This window comes from Chelatococcus sp. CO-6 (assembly GCF_001271345.1).
Taxonomy (GTDB): domain Bacteria; phylum Pseudomonadota; class Alphaproteobacteria; order Rhizobiales; family Beijerinckiaceae; genus Chelatococcus_A; species Chelatococcus_A caeni.
This window is the reverse complement of record NZ_CP012398.1, coordinates 2,994,626-3,010,442: the sequence shown is the minus strand read 5'-3', so window position 1 is coordinate 3,010,442 and position 15,817 is coordinate 2,994,626. Positions and strand designations below refer to the sequence as shown.

Annotated in this window: 18 protein-coding genes; 7 read left to right on the top strand and 11 right to left on the bottom strand. The window is 69.2% G+C overall.

Annotation, left to right across the window (positions count from 1 at the left end):
- The first annotated feature begins 10 nt into the window (after window positions 1-10).
- The gene (locus AL346_RS14210; RefSeq protein ID WP_019400564.1) at window positions 11-709 is read left to right on the top strand and encodes a TIGR02281 family clan AA aspartic protease; all 699 of its coding nucleotides are present in this window, start codon (window positions 11-13) and stop codon (window positions 707-709) included.
- Window positions 710-712: 3 nt separating this feature from the next.
- Here AL346_RS14210 and AL346_RS14205 read toward each other — a convergent pair whose 3' ends face one another.
- The 3 genes from AL346_RS14205 to dusA all read right to left on the bottom strand — a co-directional run bounded on the left by AL346_RS14205 (window position 713) and on the right by dusA (window position 3,235).
- A complete protein-coding gene (locus AL346_RS14205) occupies window positions 713-1,567 on the bottom strand; it encodes a sulfite exporter TauE/SafE family protein (protein ID WP_019400582.1) in 855 nt (284 codons plus the stop codon).
- Between the two features lie 86 nt (window positions 1,568-1,653).
- On the bottom strand, window positions 1,654-2,103 hold the full coding sequence (locus tag AL346_RS14200; RefSeq protein ID WP_019400581.1) for a PaaI family thioesterase: 450 nt from the start codon (window positions 2,101-2,103) through the stop codon (window positions 1,654-1,656).
- 91 nt (window positions 2,104-2,194) lie between these two features.
- Complete coding sequence (gene dusA, locus AL346_RS14195; RefSeq protein ID WP_082312629.1) at window positions 2,195-3,235, bottom strand: tRNA dihydrouridine(20/20a) synthase DusA; 1,041 nt, start codon at window positions 3,233-3,235, stop codon at window positions 2,195-2,197.
- 262 nt (window positions 3,236-3,497) lie between these two features.
- Here dusA and AL346_RS14190 point away from each other — a divergent pair, with 262 nt between their 5' ends.
- From AL346_RS14190 to AL346_RS14175, 4 genes are all read left to right on the top strand, one after another.
- Complete coding sequence (locus AL346_RS14190; RefSeq protein WP_019400579.1) at window positions 3,498-3,827, top strand: hypothetical protein; 330 nt, start codon at window positions 3,498-3,500, stop codon at window positions 3,825-3,827.
- A gap of 190 nt (window positions 3,828-4,017) precedes the next feature.
- Window positions 4,018-4,290 (top strand): hypothetical protein, encoded by a 273-nt coding sequence (locus AL346_RS14185; RefSeq protein ID WP_156332757.1) that lies wholly within the window; start codon window positions 4,018-4,020, stop codon window positions 4,288-4,290.
- Window positions 4,291-4,370: 80 nt separating this feature from the next.
- Entirely contained in the window at window positions 4,371-4,682 is a 312-nt protein-coding gene (locus tag AL346_RS14180) for an I78 family peptidase inhibitor (RefSeq protein ID WP_026014845.1), read from the top strand.
- Window positions 4,683-4,699: 17 nt separating this feature from the next.
- Complete coding sequence (locus AL346_RS14175) at window positions 4,700-5,065, top strand: hypothetical protein (protein ID WP_019400577.1); 366 nt, start codon at window positions 4,700-4,702, stop codon at window positions 5,063-5,065.
- A gap of 395 nt (window positions 5,066-5,460) precedes the next feature.
- On the opposite strand, the gene AL346_RS14165 is transcribed toward AL346_RS14175, so the two are convergent.
- Both AL346_RS14165 and AL346_RS14160 read right to left on the bottom strand, forming a co-directional pair.
- A complete protein-coding gene (locus tag AL346_RS14165; RefSeq protein ID WP_040403506.1) occupies window positions 5,461-6,288 on the bottom strand; it encodes a deaminated glutathione amidase in 828 nt (275 codons plus the stop codon).
- A 101-nt stretch (window positions 6,289-6,389) separates the two neighbouring features.
- Complete coding sequence (locus tag AL346_RS14160) at window positions 6,390-7,010, bottom strand: FMN-dependent NADH-azoreductase (protein ID WP_026014844.1); 621 nt, start codon at window positions 7,008-7,010, stop codon at window positions 6,390-6,392.
- Window positions 7,011-7,121: 111 nt separating this feature from the next.
- Here AL346_RS14160 and AL346_RS14155 point away from each other — a divergent pair, with 111 nt between their 5' ends.
- Window positions 7,122-8,090, top strand: coding sequence for a LysR family transcriptional regulator (locus AL346_RS14155; RefSeq protein ID WP_019400573.1), 969 nt, complete (start codon window positions 7,122-7,124; stop codon window positions 8,088-8,090).
- 18 nt (window positions 8,091-8,108) lie between these two features.
- On the opposite strand, the gene AL346_RS14150 is transcribed toward AL346_RS14155, so the two are convergent.
- Window positions 8,109-8,822, bottom strand: a complete 714-nt coding sequence (locus tag AL346_RS14150) for an FMN-dependent NADH-azoreductase (protein ID WP_019400572.1) — start codon at window positions 8,820-8,822, stop codon at window positions 8,109-8,111.
- A 131-nt stretch (window positions 8,823-8,953) separates the two neighbouring features.
- Here AL346_RS14150 and AL346_RS14145 point away from each other — a divergent pair, with 131 nt between their 5' ends.
- The gene (locus AL346_RS14145) at window positions 8,954-9,877 is read left to right on the top strand and encodes a LysR substrate-binding domain-containing protein (RefSeq protein WP_019400571.1); all 924 of its coding nucleotides are present in this window, start codon (window positions 8,954-8,956) and stop codon (window positions 9,875-9,877) included.
- A gap of 45 nt (window positions 9,878-9,922) precedes the next feature.
- On the opposite strand, the gene AL346_RS14140 is transcribed toward AL346_RS14145, so the two are convergent.
- Genes AL346_RS14140 through AL346_RS14120 form a run of 5 tightly spaced genes read right to left on the bottom strand, consistent with a single transcriptional unit; the run spans window position 9,923 to window position 15,717 of the window.
- On the bottom strand, window positions 9,923-10,876 hold the full coding sequence (locus AL346_RS14140) for an ABC transporter substrate-binding protein (protein WP_082312519.1): 954 nt from the start codon (window positions 10,874-10,876) through the stop codon (window positions 9,923-9,925).
- A 54-nt stretch (window positions 10,877-10,930) separates the two neighbouring features.
- Complete coding sequence (locus AL346_RS14135; RefSeq protein ID WP_019400569.1) at window positions 10,931-11,938, bottom strand: ABC transporter permease; 1,008 nt, start codon at window positions 11,936-11,938, stop codon at window positions 10,931-10,933.
- Complete coding sequence (locus AL346_RS14130; RefSeq protein ID WP_019400568.1) at window positions 11,931-13,481, bottom strand: sugar ABC transporter ATP-binding protein; 1,551 nt, start codon at window positions 13,479-13,481, stop codon at window positions 11,931-11,933. Before AL346_RS14130 ends, AL346_RS14135 begins: the two co-directional genes overlap by 8 nt.
- Before the next feature lie 4 nt (window positions 13,482-13,485).
- Window positions 13,486-14,655, bottom strand: a complete 1,170-nt coding sequence (locus tag AL346_RS14125; protein ID WP_019400567.1) for a Gfo/Idh/MocA family protein — start codon at window positions 14,653-14,655, stop codon at window positions 13,486-13,488.
- A 3-nt stretch (window positions 14,656-14,658) separates the two neighbouring features.
- Window positions 14,659-15,717, bottom strand: coding sequence for a sugar phosphate isomerase/epimerase (locus tag AL346_RS14120; protein WP_019400566.1), 1,059 nt, complete (start codon window positions 15,715-15,717; stop codon window positions 14,659-14,661).
- Window positions 15,718-15,817: the final 100 nt, after the last annotated feature.

Genomic DNA, 15,817 nt, shown 5'->3' with positions numbered 1-15,817 from the left:
AGGAAGAGCCATGCGCGGTTTCGTCGCCCTCGCCGTCATCATCGCCGCCATCGCGGTGCTCGTCCTCTTCGGCGGCAACGAGACCATCCTCGGGCTGCGGCCGGACCTCATCGCCTCGCTCGCCTGGCTCGGAGCCGTCGGCATCCTCGCCTTCGGCTGGGTGGTGCAGCATTTCCGCGGCCAGTGGACGCGCGCCCTCGAGGCCATCGCCTTCTGGATGGCGATGATCGTCATGCTGGTGGCGGTCTACAGCTATCGCTTCGAGCTGCAGGGCTTCGCCAACCGGCTGCTCGGAGAGGTGGCGCCGGGCTACACGGTGACGCTCGCCGGCGGCGAAGTGCAGGTCGCGCGCCATGCCGGCGGCAGCTTCGTCATCGACGGCGCCGTCGACGGCGTGCCGACGCGCTTCATTCTCGACACCGGCGCCTCGGCGGTGGTGCTGACGAGCGAGGCCGCCGCCCGCGCCGGCATCGACCCTGCAACGCTCTTCTACACGCAGCCGGTGATGACGGCGAACGGCCGCACGATGGCCGCTTCCACCACGCTCGGCGAGCTCACCGTCGGCAACATCACCGAGCGGCGCGTGCCGGCCCTCGTCGCCCGCGAAGGCAGCCTGTCGCAGAACCTGCTGGGCATGACCTTCCTCGATCGCCTCGCCTCCTTCGAGGTGCGCGGCGACAGGCTGGTCCTGCGCGGGCGCGGCGGGTGAGGCTCAGCTCACCAGGCTCCAGGCGAAGCGGGCGCAGACGGCGAGAAGGAAGAGGCCGAAGGCGATCTCCAGGCGCCGCTTCGACAGGGCGTGGGCGAGGCTCGCGCCCAAGGGGGCCGTGAAGATGCTCGTCGGCACGAAGAGCGCAAAGCCGATGAGCGAGACATAGCCCAGCGCCATGGGGAACTGCAGGGCCGCGACATCCGGATATTCGGCGGCGCGCGGCCAGCCGGCGTAGATATAGCCGATGGCGCCGGGAATGGAGATGAGGACGCCGAGTCCCGAGGAGGTCGCCACCGCCTGGTGGATCGGCCGGCCGTAGAAGGTCATGAACAGGCTCGACAATTGCCCGCCGCCGATGCCCATCAGCGACGACAGGACGCCGATGACGACGCCGTAGATGCTCATGACGATCTTGCCGGGCACCTCCGTGCCGAGGCGCCAGCTGTCCTTGCCGAAGAGGAGCCGCACGGCCGAGATGCCGGCGACCACGACGAAGACCGCCTTGAACAGGTCCGCCGGGGCATAGCGGGCGATGAAGCTGCCGAGCCCCACGCCGAGGATGACGGGCACCGCCCAGATGCGCACGATGGACATGTCGACCTTGCCGCGCGCGCGATGGGCATTGAAGGAACGGATCGAGGTGGGGATGATCACGGCGAGCGAGGTGCCGACGCAGAGCGGCATGCGCACCTCCTCCGGCACGCCCACGACCCGGAAGAGCTCGTAGAGCACCGGGACGACGACGGCGCCGCCGCCCACACCGAAGACGCCGGCGAGGATGCCCGTGACGGCGCCGGCCGCGAGCAGCGCCCCGGCCAGCATGACGAGTTCGGATGTGGGAATGGCAGCGAACATGACGGCTCCCGCGGCAGGAGCCCTCTCGTGCGCGATTGCGGCGGCCAAGGCAAGCGCTGCGGCGGCATGGCCGCCCGGCGCCGTGCTCAGTCGGCGATGCCCTCGCGCCCCTCGAGCGTGACGAGCGTCGCGGTCATCACGGCCACGGTCTTGCGCCGCTCGCCGTCGATGGCCTCCACCTCTGCCTGCGCCACGGTGAGCATGCGCCCTGCCCGCACCACGCGTCCGTGCGCCTCGAGCCTGTCGCCGGCGGCGGGGGCGAGCAGGTTGATCTTGAACTCGGCGGTCAAGACGCCGGCCCCGGCCGGCATCAGCGACAGGGCGGCATAGCCGCAGGCCGAATCCGCGATGGTGGAGACGATGCCGGCATGGACGAAGCCATGCTGCTGGCAGATGTGCGGCGCGACCAGAAGCGCGATCGTGGTCTCGCCCGGCGCGACCTCCGTCATGCGCGCGCCGATCGTCTCCATCACGCTCTGCTTGCCGAAGCTGCGGCGCACGCGCGCCTCGAAATCCGGGTCCTGCGGCTTGTGCATCGCGCCCTCCTCCCCGCCTGCATTTCAGGGAAGAGGAAGAGAAGCGGCAAGGCTAAAGGCACGCAAATCGCCCTTGGCCGTTGCGCACGCCTCAGGCGGCCTCGACCTCGCGGCGCGCCATCTCCCGCCGCACATGGGCGACCGCCTCGACGATGACCTCCGGCCCGGCGCCAGGCTTGCAGGCCTCCGTCGCGAGGTGGCGGCGGAACTGGCGCGCGCCTGGCCGCCCGGGGAAGAGGCCGAGGATGTGGCGGGTGAGCTGGTTGAGGCGCACGCCCTCGCCGAGCCGGCGCTCGACATAGGGCAGATAGGCCTCGACAACGGCGAAGGCGTCGGCGAGCGGCGCGGCGGCGCCGAAGAACAGCGGATCGACGCCGAGGAGGATCTCGGGGTTCTGATAGGCCGCGCGGCCGAGCATGACACCGTCGAGCGCCGGCCCGCCCGCCGGATGCATGGCCGCATGGGCCTCCTCGAGCGTCCGGAGGCCGCCGTTGAGGAGGATGGGCACCTCGGGCAGGCGCGCCTTGAGGCGATGCACGCGACCATAGTCGAGCGGCGGGATCTCCCGGTTGTCCTTGGGCGAGAGGCCGTTGAGCCAGGCCTTGCGGGCATGGACGACGAGCATGTCCGCCCCGGCGGCGACAACGGCGTCGGCCAGCTGATCGAGCGCCACCTCGGGGTCCTGCTCGTCGACGCCGATGCGGCACTTGACGGTGACGGGCACGTCGACCGCGTCCTTCATCGCCGCGACGCAGGCGGCGACGAGCTCCGGCTCGCGCATGAGGCAGGCGCCGAAGCGCCCGCTCTGCACCCTGTCCGACGGGCAGCCGACATTGAGATTGACCTCGCGATAGCCGAGGCCGGCACAGATACGCGCGGCCTCTGCCAACTCGCCCGGCTCGCTGCCGCCGAGCTGCACGGCGAGCGGCTGCTCCGCCGCATCGAAGCCGATGAGACGCTCCCGGTCGCCGTGGATGACCGCGCCGGTCGTCACCATCTCGGTGTAGAGCAGGGCATGGCGCGTCATCAGCCTGTGGAAGACGCGGCAGTCCCTGTCCGTCCAATCCATCATCGGCGCGACGGCGAACCTGTGCGGTTTGAAATCACTCACCTTTTCTGCGTCCAGCGTCATTGTCAGCATGGGTGCGTGCGCGCGATCGCAACTCCGGCGCGCCGTATCGCGTCGGGCCCGACTTCCGCGTCACCCGCGTGCAACGTAAGGATGACCCGGCGCACTATCTAGCGCGGGTCGAGGCCGAAAGCCACGGGATGCGCCGTGACTGCCCGGCACACCACCCTCCCGCAAGCCATATTCGATAAAATTCTCGTGATCGCAATTCCGCCATGATCATTGCAGCAACTTGAATTACGATAAACAATGCTGGGGAACACACATGACCATCGATGAGCCGAGACACATGGCACCGGACGTCAAGGAAGCCATGCTGAAACTTGTGGTTCATCAGGTCGTCGAAGCCTATTCTCACGCTTTCATCCAGGCGATTTCAAGCGACTTCGAATCAGACAGGCAGGCTGCATTCGAGACTTTTGCCTCCGCGGCGCAGGAGCGTGCCCTGATCGTCCTTGGAGAACTGGACGCGACGATCAAGGCCCGGATCGCCGAGACGAGCCGTGTCATCATCGATCAGTCGCTGGCGACGATCGCCGAGGGCGCGGGCGTGCGCCTCACCGCTGCAGCCGCCCGATCTGCTGTCACCCACTAGCGGCCGGCCGGCGCAATGCCGCCGCGCGCGCCCTGCGCGTGACGGGCTGTGGATAGCGGGGGAACGGCCGAGGCTCCGCCCATCAATTTGCCGTGTTCCGGCCAACCGGCACCAACTGGCGGTTGCCCGTTCCACGGCCCGCACGCATACTCGGCGCTCGGCCCCATGGCCATCAGAAGGGGAGATGACCATGCGATCGGAACGGGGTGATCTCATCTTCGGCGAGCAGCGCGTCGACGACGTCGACGTCTCGATAGACGGGACGATTTCGGGCGACCGGGCGAGACAATACCGCGGCAGGCTGGGCGCCCCGCGGGACGTCATCTTTCGCGCCTGGCGCACGGGCGGCGCGCGCCTGAGAATGACGAGCGGCGCCACGATCGACATCATCATCACCGACGCGACGAGCGGAACCTTCATCGGCCAGGAAGCGGACCGCCGTGACGCGGCTCCGCCGGACTGACCCCGCGCCACGGTGCGAGAACCGGTCGGTTTGCCCCCTGCCCTCGCCTTCGGACGGCACCGGAGGACAATCCCGGAGACATGTCGATGGACAAGGAATGCCTGCTCCCGGTCATTGCCGCGGCCGGCCTTGGATTCATGTTGTCCGCCTGCACGCCCTCACCCACGACAGGAGCCGCGGTGGCGGACCCGGGCCCCTGCCGCCCCGAGGCGGCAAGCGGGCTTGCCGGCCAGCCGCGGCTGACCGATGACGAGGCGCGACAGCGCACCGGCGCGACCGTCGTACGGCAGATCGCGCCGGGCCAGCCCGTCACGATGGATTACTCACCCGCGCGGGTGACGGTCGAGACGGATCCCCGCACGGGCCGCGTCGTGCGCGCGTTCTGCGGATAGGCAGCCGGAGGTCCTGCATGAGATCGATCACTTCGACGGCCGCAATCGTCCTGGCGGCCGCCAGCGGGCTCGTCGGCCCGGCCGCGCCGGCGCACGCCACGAGCTGCGAAGCCAACCAGCCCTGCATCATCGTGCGGCAGGCTCAGTATGGCCTGCCGGGCGGCGGCGGCAAGACGTGCTCGGCCTACTGGCCCGTCTCCAACCTCTGCGGCGGCCAGCGTTCCTGCGAGATCAAGGTCAACAACGACCTGTGCGGCGATCCCGCCCCCGGCAGCCGCAAGATGCTGTTCGTCAGATGGCAATGCGACCCCGACACCCGTGAGTATTTCGACACCGTGCAGGAATACGCGACCATGAAAATCGCCTGCGCCGCGCCCCAGTAGCATTCTTCAGCACCCGCGTACCAAACCGGACCGGAAAAACCATGTCCGGTTCGGGTGAACTCCTGCTATGCTGGAAGAAATATAAACTGGCAGCCCGCCATGGGGCTCAAGCCTGAGCAATCGGACGCGAAGGGGGCAGGCCGATGCAGGGGGGCGGTTCCGGAGCGCACGCGGTGGTGCAGCAGCGGTTGCACAGCGCCATCCGCCATATCGCGGAGGCCCAGCGCCTCATCAGTGAATTTCTCAGCCACTGCGCCGGCGGCGGGCCACGCTCGATCGCGCACCTGGCGCATGGCCCGCAGCCATTGGCTTCGATGGCTGATCCTCGCCCGCCGGACGGTGCCGGCGACGAGGTCCGGCCCTGACCATCACGGCCGTCCATTGCCTCAGCACGCTCATTCGCCGCGGGTAAGCTCCGGCGCCGTGAACCGGCGGTTGGCGAGGACCGGCAGCACGCTCCTCGCATGGGCGATGCGGGCCGGATCGATGTCGGCGAAGACGAGGGCCGGCGCCTCGGCGGCGCGGGCGATGGCGACGCCGAGCGGATCCACCACCATGCTCGCGCCGATGTTGCGCTCGCCGCACTCGCCGGTCGCCACGACGTAGCAGGTGTTCTCGAGCGCGCGGGCGGTGACGAGCACCTCCCAATGCGCCTCCTTGCCGAGGCCGCGCACCCAGGCCGAGGGAGCAGTGATGACATCGGCGCCATCGAGGGCGAGGCGCCGCGCCATCTCCGGAAAGCGCAGGTCGTAGCAGGTCATGGTGCCGACCTTCAGCCCCGCCACCTCGATCAGCGGCGGGATCTCGTCGCCGGGCGCGACATTGGTCGATTCCTTGACGCGGAAGGCATCGTAGAGGTGCAGCTTGCGGTAGGCGCCGATGATGGCGCCGTCGCGCACGGTGACCAGCGTGTTGAAGACCCGGCCGTTGCCGGCCGGCACGTGGATGCAGCCCATCACCGCGAGGTCGCTGCCGCGGCTCGCGGCGAGCACCTCCTGCATGAACGGCCCGTCGAGCGGCTGGGCCGTCTTCAGCACGATGTCGGGATCGGCGATGTCGCGGGCGAGGATGCCCTCGGGCAGGACGAGCAGCTTGGCGCCGGCGGCGCCGGCCTCGCGCATCAGCCGCACGACCGTCGCGGCATTGTCCTGCCACTCACGTCCGACGGCGAACTGCCCGAGCGCCACCCTGACGACCGGGCGCGTGGACGATGGAGGGTTCATGCCGGGCTCCCTGCAGGTCGTTTCGGCGCGGGGCGCCGGGCGCGCGTGGCGCCCGGCAGCGTGGCCCGCCGGCGAAATCAGCGACCATGCAGGCGCCGGCGTCAAGCGGCGAGACGCTCGCCGAGGCGCGAAAGTTCGCCGCGCGCGGCCGCGACGGCCTCTGCGCTCACCTCCGGGCCGAAGCCCTGCTTCTCGGCGCGCACGAAGGTCACGTCGGTGATGCCGATGAAGCCGAGCATCGTGCGCAGGTGCGGCTCCTGCGAATCCATGGCCTGGGCCGGGCCCTCGCTGTAGAGCCCGCCGCGGCTCTCGATGACGATGGCGCGCTTGCCCTTGATGAGGCCTTCCGGCCCCTTCTCGCTGTAGCTGAAGGTGACACCGGCGCGCAGCACGTAGTCGAACCACGCCTTCAGGGTGGAGGGAATGCCGAAGTTGTACATCGGCGCGCCGATGACGATCACGTCCGCCTCGCGCAGCTCGCCGACCAGCCGGTCCGACAGGGCGACCGCCGCGCGCTGGGCCTCGGTCGCCGTCTCACCCTTGCGCAGGGCGGCCGTCGTCTCGGCCGTCAGATGCGGGATCGGCTCGCTGCCGACATCGCGCGTGATGACGCGATCGGCACCGCCGCTCGCCTTCAGGGCTTCGAGCGCATCCGCAACGAGGCGGTTGGAAACGGATTCGGCGCCCGAGGCGCTGCTGGTAATGGCGAGAACCGTGGTCATATTCAGCTTCTCCGAAACGAATGACAAAGGCGTGCCGGAAAGCTGGTGGTTCTTTCGCCGCACCGGTATCCTCTTTATTTGCACCAGGCCGTTGCTGAACGAGGAACGCGGATGCCGGACTTCGACGATCTGAAAAGCTTCATCGAGGTGGTGGACAGCGGCGGCTTCGGCCGTGCCGCCAAGCGGCTGGGCATCGCCAAGTCCATCGTCAGCCGCCGCATCGCGCGGCTGGAGGCGGAGCTCGGCACGCGCCTCCTCACCCGCACGACGCGCGGCATCAGCGCGACCGAAGCGGGGCTCGAGTTCAAGACCCGCAGCGAGCGCATCCTCGCCGATCTTGCCGAGGCGCAGGACGCCGTGGCGCAGCATGGCGGCGGCATCGTGGGCACGCTGCGCCTGTCGGCGCCGCTGTCCTTCGGGGTCAAATATGTGACGCCCATCCTCGCCGAGATGGCGGCCGCGCATCCGCGGCTCGGCATCGACGTCGCCTACAGCGACCGCGTCGTCGACCTTTTGGCGGAGCGCTTCGATGCCGCCATCCGCATCGGCTACCTGCGCGATTCGAGCCTCATCGCCCGCAAGATCGCGCCGGTCTACGTGGTCGTCGTGGCGAGCCCGGACTATGTCGCCCGGCACGGCCGGCCGGAGACGCCGGACGACCTGACGCGCCACGAATGCCTCATCTATTCCGCCGTCGCCGATCAGGACCTGCACTTCCGCCGCGGCACGCGCTCGACGAACGTGCGGCCGCGCGGGCGGCTCCTGGCCGATAACGGCGACGCCCTCCTGCAATGGGCCCGCACGGGACTCGGCATCGTGGTGGCGCCGACCTTCCTCGCCGCCGAGGACATCGAACGGGGCACGCTCGTCCCCCTGCTGCTCGACTACGAGATGCCGGAGGCCGGCATCTATGTGGTGCGGCCGCCGGGCGCCTACGTGCCGGCCAAGGTCCGGCTGCTCACCGACACGCTCGTCGCCCATTTCGGCGGCGAGCCCTATTGGGACGCCTGCCTCATGCACCGGCTGCGGCAGAAACGTGCCCCCGCGCAGGCCGCCGACGACAGCGTCTCGGCGGAATAAGCGGGAGCCGGGGCAGGTTCAGGCCGCCGCCTCGCTGGCAGCCTCCCGCTCCTCCTCGCCCACGGCCGCCGCCAGGCGCTCGGCCAGTTCGTCGACGGCGCGTTCGGCCGCGGCGATCGAGGCCGCGAGCCGCTCGTCGGCGAATTCGTCGTATTCGACCGCGACGGACGCGACATCGGTGATGCCGATATAGCCGAAGGCGGTGCGGATGCTCGGCTCGACATGGTTCATGTGGGCGATGCGCTCGCCCTCGCCATAGCCGAAATCGCCGCGCGAGGAGAGGATGACGAGCCGCTTGCCCATGCCGGCGAGCAGCGGCCAGTAGGGTTCGCCCGGCCGGGCGCGATCGAAGCCGAAGGTGCGCCCCACGCGCACGATGTTGTCGATATAGGCCTTGAACGGGGCCGGAACGCCGAAGTTGTACATCGGCACCCCGGCGACGATGACATCGGCACCGATCAGTTCGTCGATCAGCATGTCGCTTTCCCGCAGCACGCCATCCATCCAGGGCGCGCGACGCTCCTTGGGCGTGAAGGCCGCGTGGATCCAGGCGGCGGAGACCGGCGCCGGCGGCGTCAGGCCGACGTCCCGGTAGAGCACCGTGTCCTTGGGCCGCTGGTTGCGCCAGCGGGCGACGAAGCGCTTGCTGAGACGGCGGGAATGGGAGCCGAAGGTCGCGAGGTCGGAACCGGCCGGGCGGGCGCTGGCATCGATATGCAGAATGGTTGCCATGAGTGACATGTCCTCATCTGATGGGAGGGTTCATGCCGCACAGATTTCTTCTCTTGCCGGACAATGACAAACGCATAGTTCTCAGCCTATAGATGAGTGATATTCATCCATAGAGACGCAACCGCTTCACCATGACCGACCGACGTTCCAGCCGCCGGCTGCCTCCCCTGCCCGCCCTCAAGGCCTTCGAGGCCGCGGCCCGACACCTCAGCTTCAAGGCGGCCGCCGAGGAGCTGGCGGTGACGCCGACGGCCGTCAGCCACCATGTACGGCAGCTGGAGGATGCGCTCGGCGCCAGGCTGTTCGTGCGCCGCCCCCGGCGCGTTGCGCTGACGCCGGAGGGGCGCACGCTCTATCCCGTGCTGCGCGACGGCTTCGACGTCTTCGCGGAGGCCATCGCGCAGTTGCGCGGCCAACGGCTCAAGCCCGTCGTCACGCTGTCGGCGACGGTCGCCTTCACGGCGCGCTGGCTCGTGCCGCGAGTCGCGGCCTTCCACGCGGCCAATCCCGGGCTCGACCTCAGGCTGCACGCTTCCGACGACCCGGTGGATCTCCTTGCCGGCACCGCCGATGCCGCCGTGCGCTACGGCCGGGCCGTGCCGGCCGGCCTCGTCGGCGACCTCCTGTTCGAGGACATGTTCGCGCCGGTGTGCAGCCCCGCGCTCGGCCTCAACCATCCGCGCGAGCTCGCCGAACACACATTGATCCATTTCGAATGGCGGCGCCCGCACCGGGACAATCCCGTCTGGGAGCGCTGGCTCGCCGAGGCGGGTCTTCCGGGGCTGGTGCCGCGGGCGGAGCTGACGCTGAGCGACGAAAGCCAGGCCGTGCAGGCGCTGGTCGCCGGCCAGGGCGTCGCTCTCGCCGGGCTCGTGCTGGTGGCGGACGAGATCGCGGCCGGCCGCCTTGTCGTGCCCTTCGGGCCGCGGCTGCGCGGCTATGACTATCGCCTCGTCTACCCGGCCGATCCGCCGCATCCCGAACGAATCGCGGCCCTGCGCAGCTGGATCCGGCAGGAGGCGGCCGGCGGCCTTGGCCTGGCCGGGCGGACATGAAAAAGCGGCCCCTTGCGGGGCCGCTCGAAAACCCGCCGCTCCCGATCAGAAGGGGCTGTCGGGGAAGTGGAAGTTCTTGGCGTTCTCCTGCGTGATCAGCTCGGAGCCGATGACGAAGCGGCCGGACACCGGCGCGTTGGAGACGAAGCGCAGCGCCGTGATCTCGATCGCGGTGGCGATCATCGCCGGCGGATAGGTGACATTGGCCGGCACGCGCTTGTCGCCGTCCATGACGCGCTTGATCATCTCCTTCATGCCGGCGCCGCCGAGCACCCACATCTCGTCCTGCCGGCCGGCCTGGTTGACGGCTTCGAGCACGCCGACGGCCATGTCGTCGTCCGAGGCCCAGACGGCGTCGATCTTCGGGTGCTTGGAGAGGAAGTCCTGCATCACGGTGAAGGCGCTGTCACGGTTCCAGTTGCCGTGCTCCATGCCGATGATCTCGATGCCGCTGCCCTCGATGGCCTTCTGGAAGGCCTCGACGCGCTCGTTGTCGATCGTGGTCGGGATGCCGCGCAGGACGACGATCTTGCCGCCGCTCGGCATCCGCTCGCGGAAGAACTCGCCCGCGACGCGGCCGAAGCCCGGGTTGTCGCCGGCGACGTAGAGGTCCTCGATGCCCTCTTCGGCGAGGCCGCGGTCGACGACCGTGACCCACTTGCCCGCCTCGGCCACGCGCTTGACCGGGCCGGTGAGCGGCGTCGATTCGAAGGGCAGCACGACGAGCGCATCGATGTTGCGCGTCGCCATCATGTCCTCGATGTCGCTGACCTGCTTGCCGGGATCGCCCGCCGTCGCGAGGACGAACTTCAGCTGCGGATAGGTCTTCTCGAGGCGCTTCACCGCCTCCTGCGCATGATAGTTCATGCCACCGGCCCAGCCGTGCGTCGCCGCCGGGATGGATACGCCGATGACCTTATTATCCTGCGCCTGTGCCGCGGCCGGCGCAGCGAGCACCGCCGCCAGGGCCAGCGCCTTGAAAGCCTTGACCACTCCCATCGTCCTTCTCCCTCTCTTCATCCAGCCCTGTTGCCGGGCATTTGCGCCGCCTCTTCAGAGCGCCTTCTTCTGACGCTGCAGAACGACGGCCAGAACGATGATCACGCCCTGGATGGCCCCGTTGAGATAGGGGCTCACCAGGTCCGTCAGATTGAGGATGTTCTGGATCAGGTTGAGGATGAGCACGCCCACCACCGTGCCCCAGACGCGGCCGAAGCCGCCCTTCAGCACCGTGCCGCCGATGATGACGGCTGCGATCGCCTCGAGCTCCCACAGGACGCCCGTCGCCGAGGAGGCGGAGCCGAGGCGCGGCACATACATGATGGTGGCGAGGCCGACCAGCATGCCGAGGATGACATAGGTGGCGAGCCGCACGCGCTCCACATGCACGGCCGAATAGCGCGCCACCTGCTCGTTGGAGCCGATGGCGGCGCAATGGCGGCCGAAGGCGGTGTGCCGCATCACGATCTCGCCGGCGATGGCCACGACGAGGAAGACGATGATCGGCCAGGAGACGCCGAGGATGCCGTCGTAATAGACCGGGCGGTAGACGTCCCGCACCTGGAAGTTCAGCGACAGCGTGCCGCCGTCGGCGAGCCAGGTGATGAGCGAGCGGAAGATGCCCATGCTGCCGAGCGTGACGATGAAGGCCTCGATGCGCGCCCTGGTGATGAGCAGGCCGTTGCCGAGCCCGGCGAGGAAGCCGAAGAAGAGCGCCGCCGCCATGCCGATGAGGATGACCGGCCAGCCGGCGCCGAGCGTCGGCACCAGCGCATTCATGACGAGGATCATCAGCCCGGCGATGAAGGCCGCCATGGAGCCGACCGAGAGGTCGAGCCCGCCGGAGGTGATGACGAAGGTCATGCCCACCGCGATGATGCCGATGAAGGCCGAGCGGGCGAGCACGTTGGTGACGTTGCCGTAGCTGAGGAAATTCGGGTTCAGCAGCACGCCGACGAGGATGAGGACGGCGAGCGCGACGAGCGGACCGACGACATGCAGGTTGACGGCCGGGCGGCGCGCCTTCCGCAGCTCCTGCCGGGTGGTCGTCGCGTCAGCCATTGCCGTTCGCCCTCCTTGCCTCGAGGCCCATGGCGAGGCGCACGATGGCGTCCTCGTTGATGTCGGCGCCGCTCAGGATACCCGCGAGGCGCCCGGCGCGCATGACGCAGACGCGGGTTGCGAGCCCGATGATCTCGGCCATCTCGGACGAGATGAGAATGATGCTCTTGCCGGCCGCGGCGAGGCGCTGCACGAAGCCGTAGATCTGCTGCTTGGTACCGATGTCGATGCCGCGCGTCGGCTCGTCGATGATGACGATGTCGGGTTCCGCCAGCATGGTCTTGGCGAGCAGCAGCTTCTGCTGGTTGCCGCCGGAGAGGTTGCCGACCGGGATCTCACGCACCGGGGCGCGGATGTCGAACTCGGCGATGGCCTTGTCGAGCGCCCGATCCTCCGCCTTGCGGTCGATGAGGAAACGGCCGAAACGCGAGAGCGCGAGCAAGGTGAGGTTCGGCCGCATGGGCTGATTGAGCAGGAGGCCGCGCTCCTTGCGGTCCTCCGTGAGGTAAGCGATGCCGGCGCGGCGCGCTTCCTCGACGGAGCGGATGCGCATCGGGCGGCCGGCGAGCGTCACCGCTCCGTGCGCCGGCCTGAGGCCGACGAGCCCCTCCATCAGCTCCGTCCGCCCGGAGCCGACGAGGCCGGCGAAGCCCAGCACCTCGCCGCGCCGGAGCGAGAAGGACACGTCCTCGGCAAAGCCGGCGACGCTGAAATTCTCGACCGTCAGCACCGGCGCGGCGGAGGCCGGCTCGGCCTTCGCCGGAAAGAGGTTGGAGAGCTCGCGCCCCACCATGGCCTCGGCCATGGCGTCCTCGCTGAGGGCGCCGCGCGGCGCCGTCACCACATGGCGGCCGTCGCGCAGCACGGTCACCCGGTCGGCGAGCCGCGCCACCTCGTCGAGCTTGTGCGAGGTGTAGAGGATCGCCGTGCCGGCGGCCCTGAGGCGCTCGATCTGGCGGAAGAGCACCTCCGCCTCCTTGCGCGTCAGGACCGCCGTCGGCTCGTCCATGATGATGACGCGCGCCTTGCGCGACAGCGCCTTGGCGATCTCGACCATCTGCTTCTCGGGCACCGAGATGCCGGCGACGATCGCCGCCGGGTCGACCGGCGTCTCGAGCTCGGCGAGCAGCGCCAGCGTCTTCTCGCGCATGGCGCGATGGTCGAGGAAGGGGCCGCGCTTCAGTTCGCGACCGAGGAAGATGTTCTGCTCGACGGAGAGCTGCCGGGCGAGGTTGAACTCCTGGTGGATGAGCACGACGCCGCGCTCCTCCGCCTCCTCGCTCGAGGAGAAGGCGACCGGGGCGCCGTCGAGCAGCACCCTGCCCTTCGTCGGCGCGAGATAGCCGGCCATGATCTTCATCATGGTCGACTTGCCGGCCCCGTTCTCGCCGATGAGGGCGTGCACCTCGCCGGGCTTCAGGTCGAAGTCGATGTCGAACAGCACCTCGACCGGCCCGAAGGCGCGGCCGACGCCGGCGAGCGCCAGCACCGGCGCGGTGGCCGGGGTGGGAGCAGCCGAGGCGGCGGGCGCAGCCACGGCCATCGCCTCAGAGCGTGACCCAGGCGGCGTTGCGTTTCGACGAGCGCACGCAGGCCTCGACGAAGGCAACGCCGGCGACGCCGTCCGCGACCGTGGGATAGACGACATCCGGCGGGACCGGGCGGCCCTCGCGGCGGGCGAGGATGGCGCGCGCCGCCTCGGCATAGATGTTGGCGAAGCCCTCGAGATAGCCTTCCGGATGGCCGGCCGGGGTGCGCGTCATGCGCTGGGCCGCGGCGCCCGCGCCGGCCCCGCCGCGCGTCAGCAGCGTCTTCGGCTTGCCGAAGGGGGTGAACCACAGGCGGTTCGGCTCCTCCTGGCACCATTCGAGGCCGCCGCGCGTGCCGTAGACGCGCAGCTTGAGGCCGTTCTCGTTGCCGGGCGCCACCTGGCTCGCCCACAGCATGCCCTTGGCGCCGCCGGCAAAGCGCATCAGCACGTGGACGTTGTCGTCGAGCCGCCGGCCCTCGACGAAGCTGTCGAGATCGGCGCTCAGGCTCGTGAGCGTGAGGCCGGTGACGAAGGTGGCGAGGTTGAAGGCGTGGGTGCCGATGTCGCCGACGGCGCCGCCGGCGCCGGAGCGGGCCGGATCGGTGCGCCATTCCGCCTGCTTGGCGCCGGTGCGCTCGAGCGGCTCGGTCAGCCAGTCCTGCACATATTCCACCTGCACGAGGCGCAGGTCGCCCAGTTCCCCGGCCGCGATCATCTCGCGCGCCTGCCGCACCATGGGGTAGCCGGTGTAGTTGTGGGTCAGGATGAACAGCGCGTCCGACTTCCCGGCGAGCGCGGCGAGACGCTTGGCGTCCGCGAGCGTCGCCGTCAGCGGCTTGTCGCAGATGACGTGGATGCCGCGCTTCAGGAACTCGCGCGCCGCCTCGTAATGCACGTGGTTGGGCGTGACGATGGCGACCGCCTCGATGCCGTTCCTGAGGCGCTTCTCGCGCGCCGCCATCTCGCGGAAGCTGTCGTAGATGCGGTCCTCGGCGAGGCCGAGGACCCGACCGGATTCGCGCGCCTTGGCCGGGGTCGAGGACAGCGCGCCGGCGACCAGCTCGAACTCACCATCGAGCCGTGCGGCGATGCGGTGCACGGCGCCGATGAAGGCATCCTTGCCGCCGCCGACCATGCCGAGACGGATGCGCGCGGGCGCGCTCTCACGGGAGGCTTCGATCGCCATCGCTCACCTCTCCAGCCCGAGCATGCGGCGATTGGCGGCATCGTCCGTGCCGGCGCCGGCGAAATCGTCGAAGGCCTTCTCCGTCACCCGGATGATGTGGTGGCGGACGAATTCCGCGCCCTCGCGCGCCCCGTCCTCCGGGTGTTTCAGGGCGCATTCCCATTCGACGACGGCCCAGCCGTCGAAGTCGTTGGCCGCCATCTTGGAGAAGATGGCCCCGAAATCGACCTGCCCGTCACCGGGGGAGCGGAAGCGCCCGGCCCGGTCCACCCAGTTCTGGTAGCCGGAATAGACGCCCTGCCTGCCGGTCGGGTTGAACTCCGCATCCTTGACGTGGAACATCTTGATGCGGTCGCGGTAGATGTCGATGTTCTCGAGATAGTCGAGGCACTGCAGCACGTAGTGCGAGGGATCGTAGAGCATGTTGGCGCGCTGGTGGCCGCCGACGCGCTCCAGGAACATCTCGAAGGTGATGCCGTCGTGCAGATCCTCCCCCGGGTGGATCTCGTAGCAGACGTCGATGCCGTTATCCTCGGCATGGTCGAGGATGGGACGCCAGCGGCGGGCGAGTTCGTCGAAGGCGGCCTCGATCAGCCCCGCCGGACGCTGCGGCCAGGGATAGACGAAGGGCCAGGCGAGCGCGCCGGAGAAGGAGGCGAGCGTCGTGAGACCGAGGTTGCGCGAGGCGGTGATCGCCTTCTTCACCTGCTCGACCGCCCATTCCTGCCGGGCCTTCGGATTGCCGCGCACGGCCGGCACGGCGAAACCGTCAAAGGCCTCGTCATAGGCGGGGTGGACGGCGACGAGCTGGCCCTGCAGGTGGGTCGACAGATCGGTGACGGCGACGCCGTTCTCCAGCGCCTTGCCGGCGAATTCGTCGCAGTAGTCGCGCGAGGCCGCGGCCTTGTCGAGATCGAACAGGCGCGCATCCCAGCTCGGTACCTGGACGCCGAGATAGCCGCAGTCGGCCGCCCAGCGCGTGATGGAATCCCAGGAGTTGAACGGCGCGGCATCACCGGCGAATTGGGCGAGGAAGAGCGCGGGGCCCTTGATCGTCTTCATCGATTGTCCTCCCGAGGGCTCGTTGGCCCGGCGGGCGGTCGCTGCCGCCCATTCTGTTGTAATCGGTTGTAACCAGTCATACGCTAGCCTGTAATCGTTT

Bases quoted from the DNA above. Each gene is read 5' to 3' on its own strand.
- AL346_RS14130 (WP_019400568.1), bottom strand. From the start codon at position 13,481: ATGGCCGTGGCTGCGCCCGCCGCCTCGGCTGCTCCCACCCCGGCCACC.
- AL346_RS14125 (WP_019400567.1), bottom strand. From the start codon at position 14,655: ATGGCGATCGAAGCCTCCCGTGAGAGCGCGCCCGCGCGCATCCGTCTC.
- dusA (WP_082312629.1), bottom strand. From the start codon at position 3,235: ATGACGCTGGACGCAGAAAAGGTGAGTGATTTCAAACCGCACAGGTTC.
- AL346_RS14205 (WP_019400582.1), bottom strand. From the start codon at position 1,567: ATGTTCGCTGCCATTCCCACATCCGAACTCGTCATGCTGGCCGGGGCG.
- AL346_RS14200 (WP_019400581.1), bottom strand. From the start codon at position 2,103: ATGCACAAGCCGCAGGACCCGGATTTCGAGGCGCGCGTGCGCCGCAGC.
- AL346_RS14210 (WP_019400564.1), top strand. From the start codon at position 11: ATGCGCGGTTTCGTCGCCCTCGCCGTCATCATCGCCGCCATCGCGGTG.
- AL346_RS14120 (WP_019400566.1), bottom strand. From the start codon at position 15,717: ATGAAGACGATCAAGGGCCCCGCGCTCTTCCTCGCCCAATTCGCCGGT.
- AL346_RS14185 (WP_156332757.1), top strand. From the start codon at position 4,018: ATGCGATCGGAACGGGGTGATCTCATCTTCGGCGAGCAGCGCGTCGAC.
- AL346_RS14140 (WP_082312519.1), bottom strand. From the start codon at position 10,876: ATGGGAGTGGTCAAGGCTTTCAAGGCGCTGGCCCTGGCGGCGGTGCTC.
- AL346_RS14145 (WP_019400571.1), top strand. From the start codon at position 8,954: ATGACCGACCGACGTTCCAGCCGCCGGCTGCCTCCCCTGCCCGCCCTC.
- AL346_RS14175 (WP_019400577.1), top strand. From the start codon at position 4,700: ATGAGATCGATCACTTCGACGGCCGCAATCGTCCTGGCGGCCGCCAGC.
- AL346_RS14165 (WP_040403506.1), bottom strand. From the start codon at position 6,288: ATGAACCCTCCATCGTCCACGCGCCCGGTCGTCAGGGTGGCGCTCGGG.
- AL346_RS14150 (WP_019400572.1), bottom strand. From the start codon at position 8,822: ATGGCAACCATTCTGCATATCGATGCCAGCGCCCGCCCGGCCGGTTCC.
- AL346_RS14155 (WP_019400573.1), top strand. From the start codon at position 7,122: ATGCCGGACTTCGACGATCTGAAAAGCTTCATCGAGGTGGTGGACAGC.
- AL346_RS14190 (WP_019400579.1), top strand. From the start codon at position 3,498: ATGACCATCGATGAGCCGAGACACATGGCACCGGACGTCAAGGAAGCC.
- AL346_RS14180 (WP_026014845.1), top strand. From the start codon at position 4,371: ATGTCGATGGACAAGGAATGCCTGCTCCCGGTCATTGCCGCGGCCGGC.
- AL346_RS14135 (WP_019400569.1), bottom strand. From the start codon at position 11,938: ATGGCTGACGCGACGACCACCCGGCAGGAGCTGCGGAAGGCGCGCCGC.
- AL346_RS14160 (WP_026014844.1), bottom strand. From the start codon at position 7,010: ATGACCACGGTTCTCGCCATTACCAGCAGCGCCTCGGGCGCCGAATCC.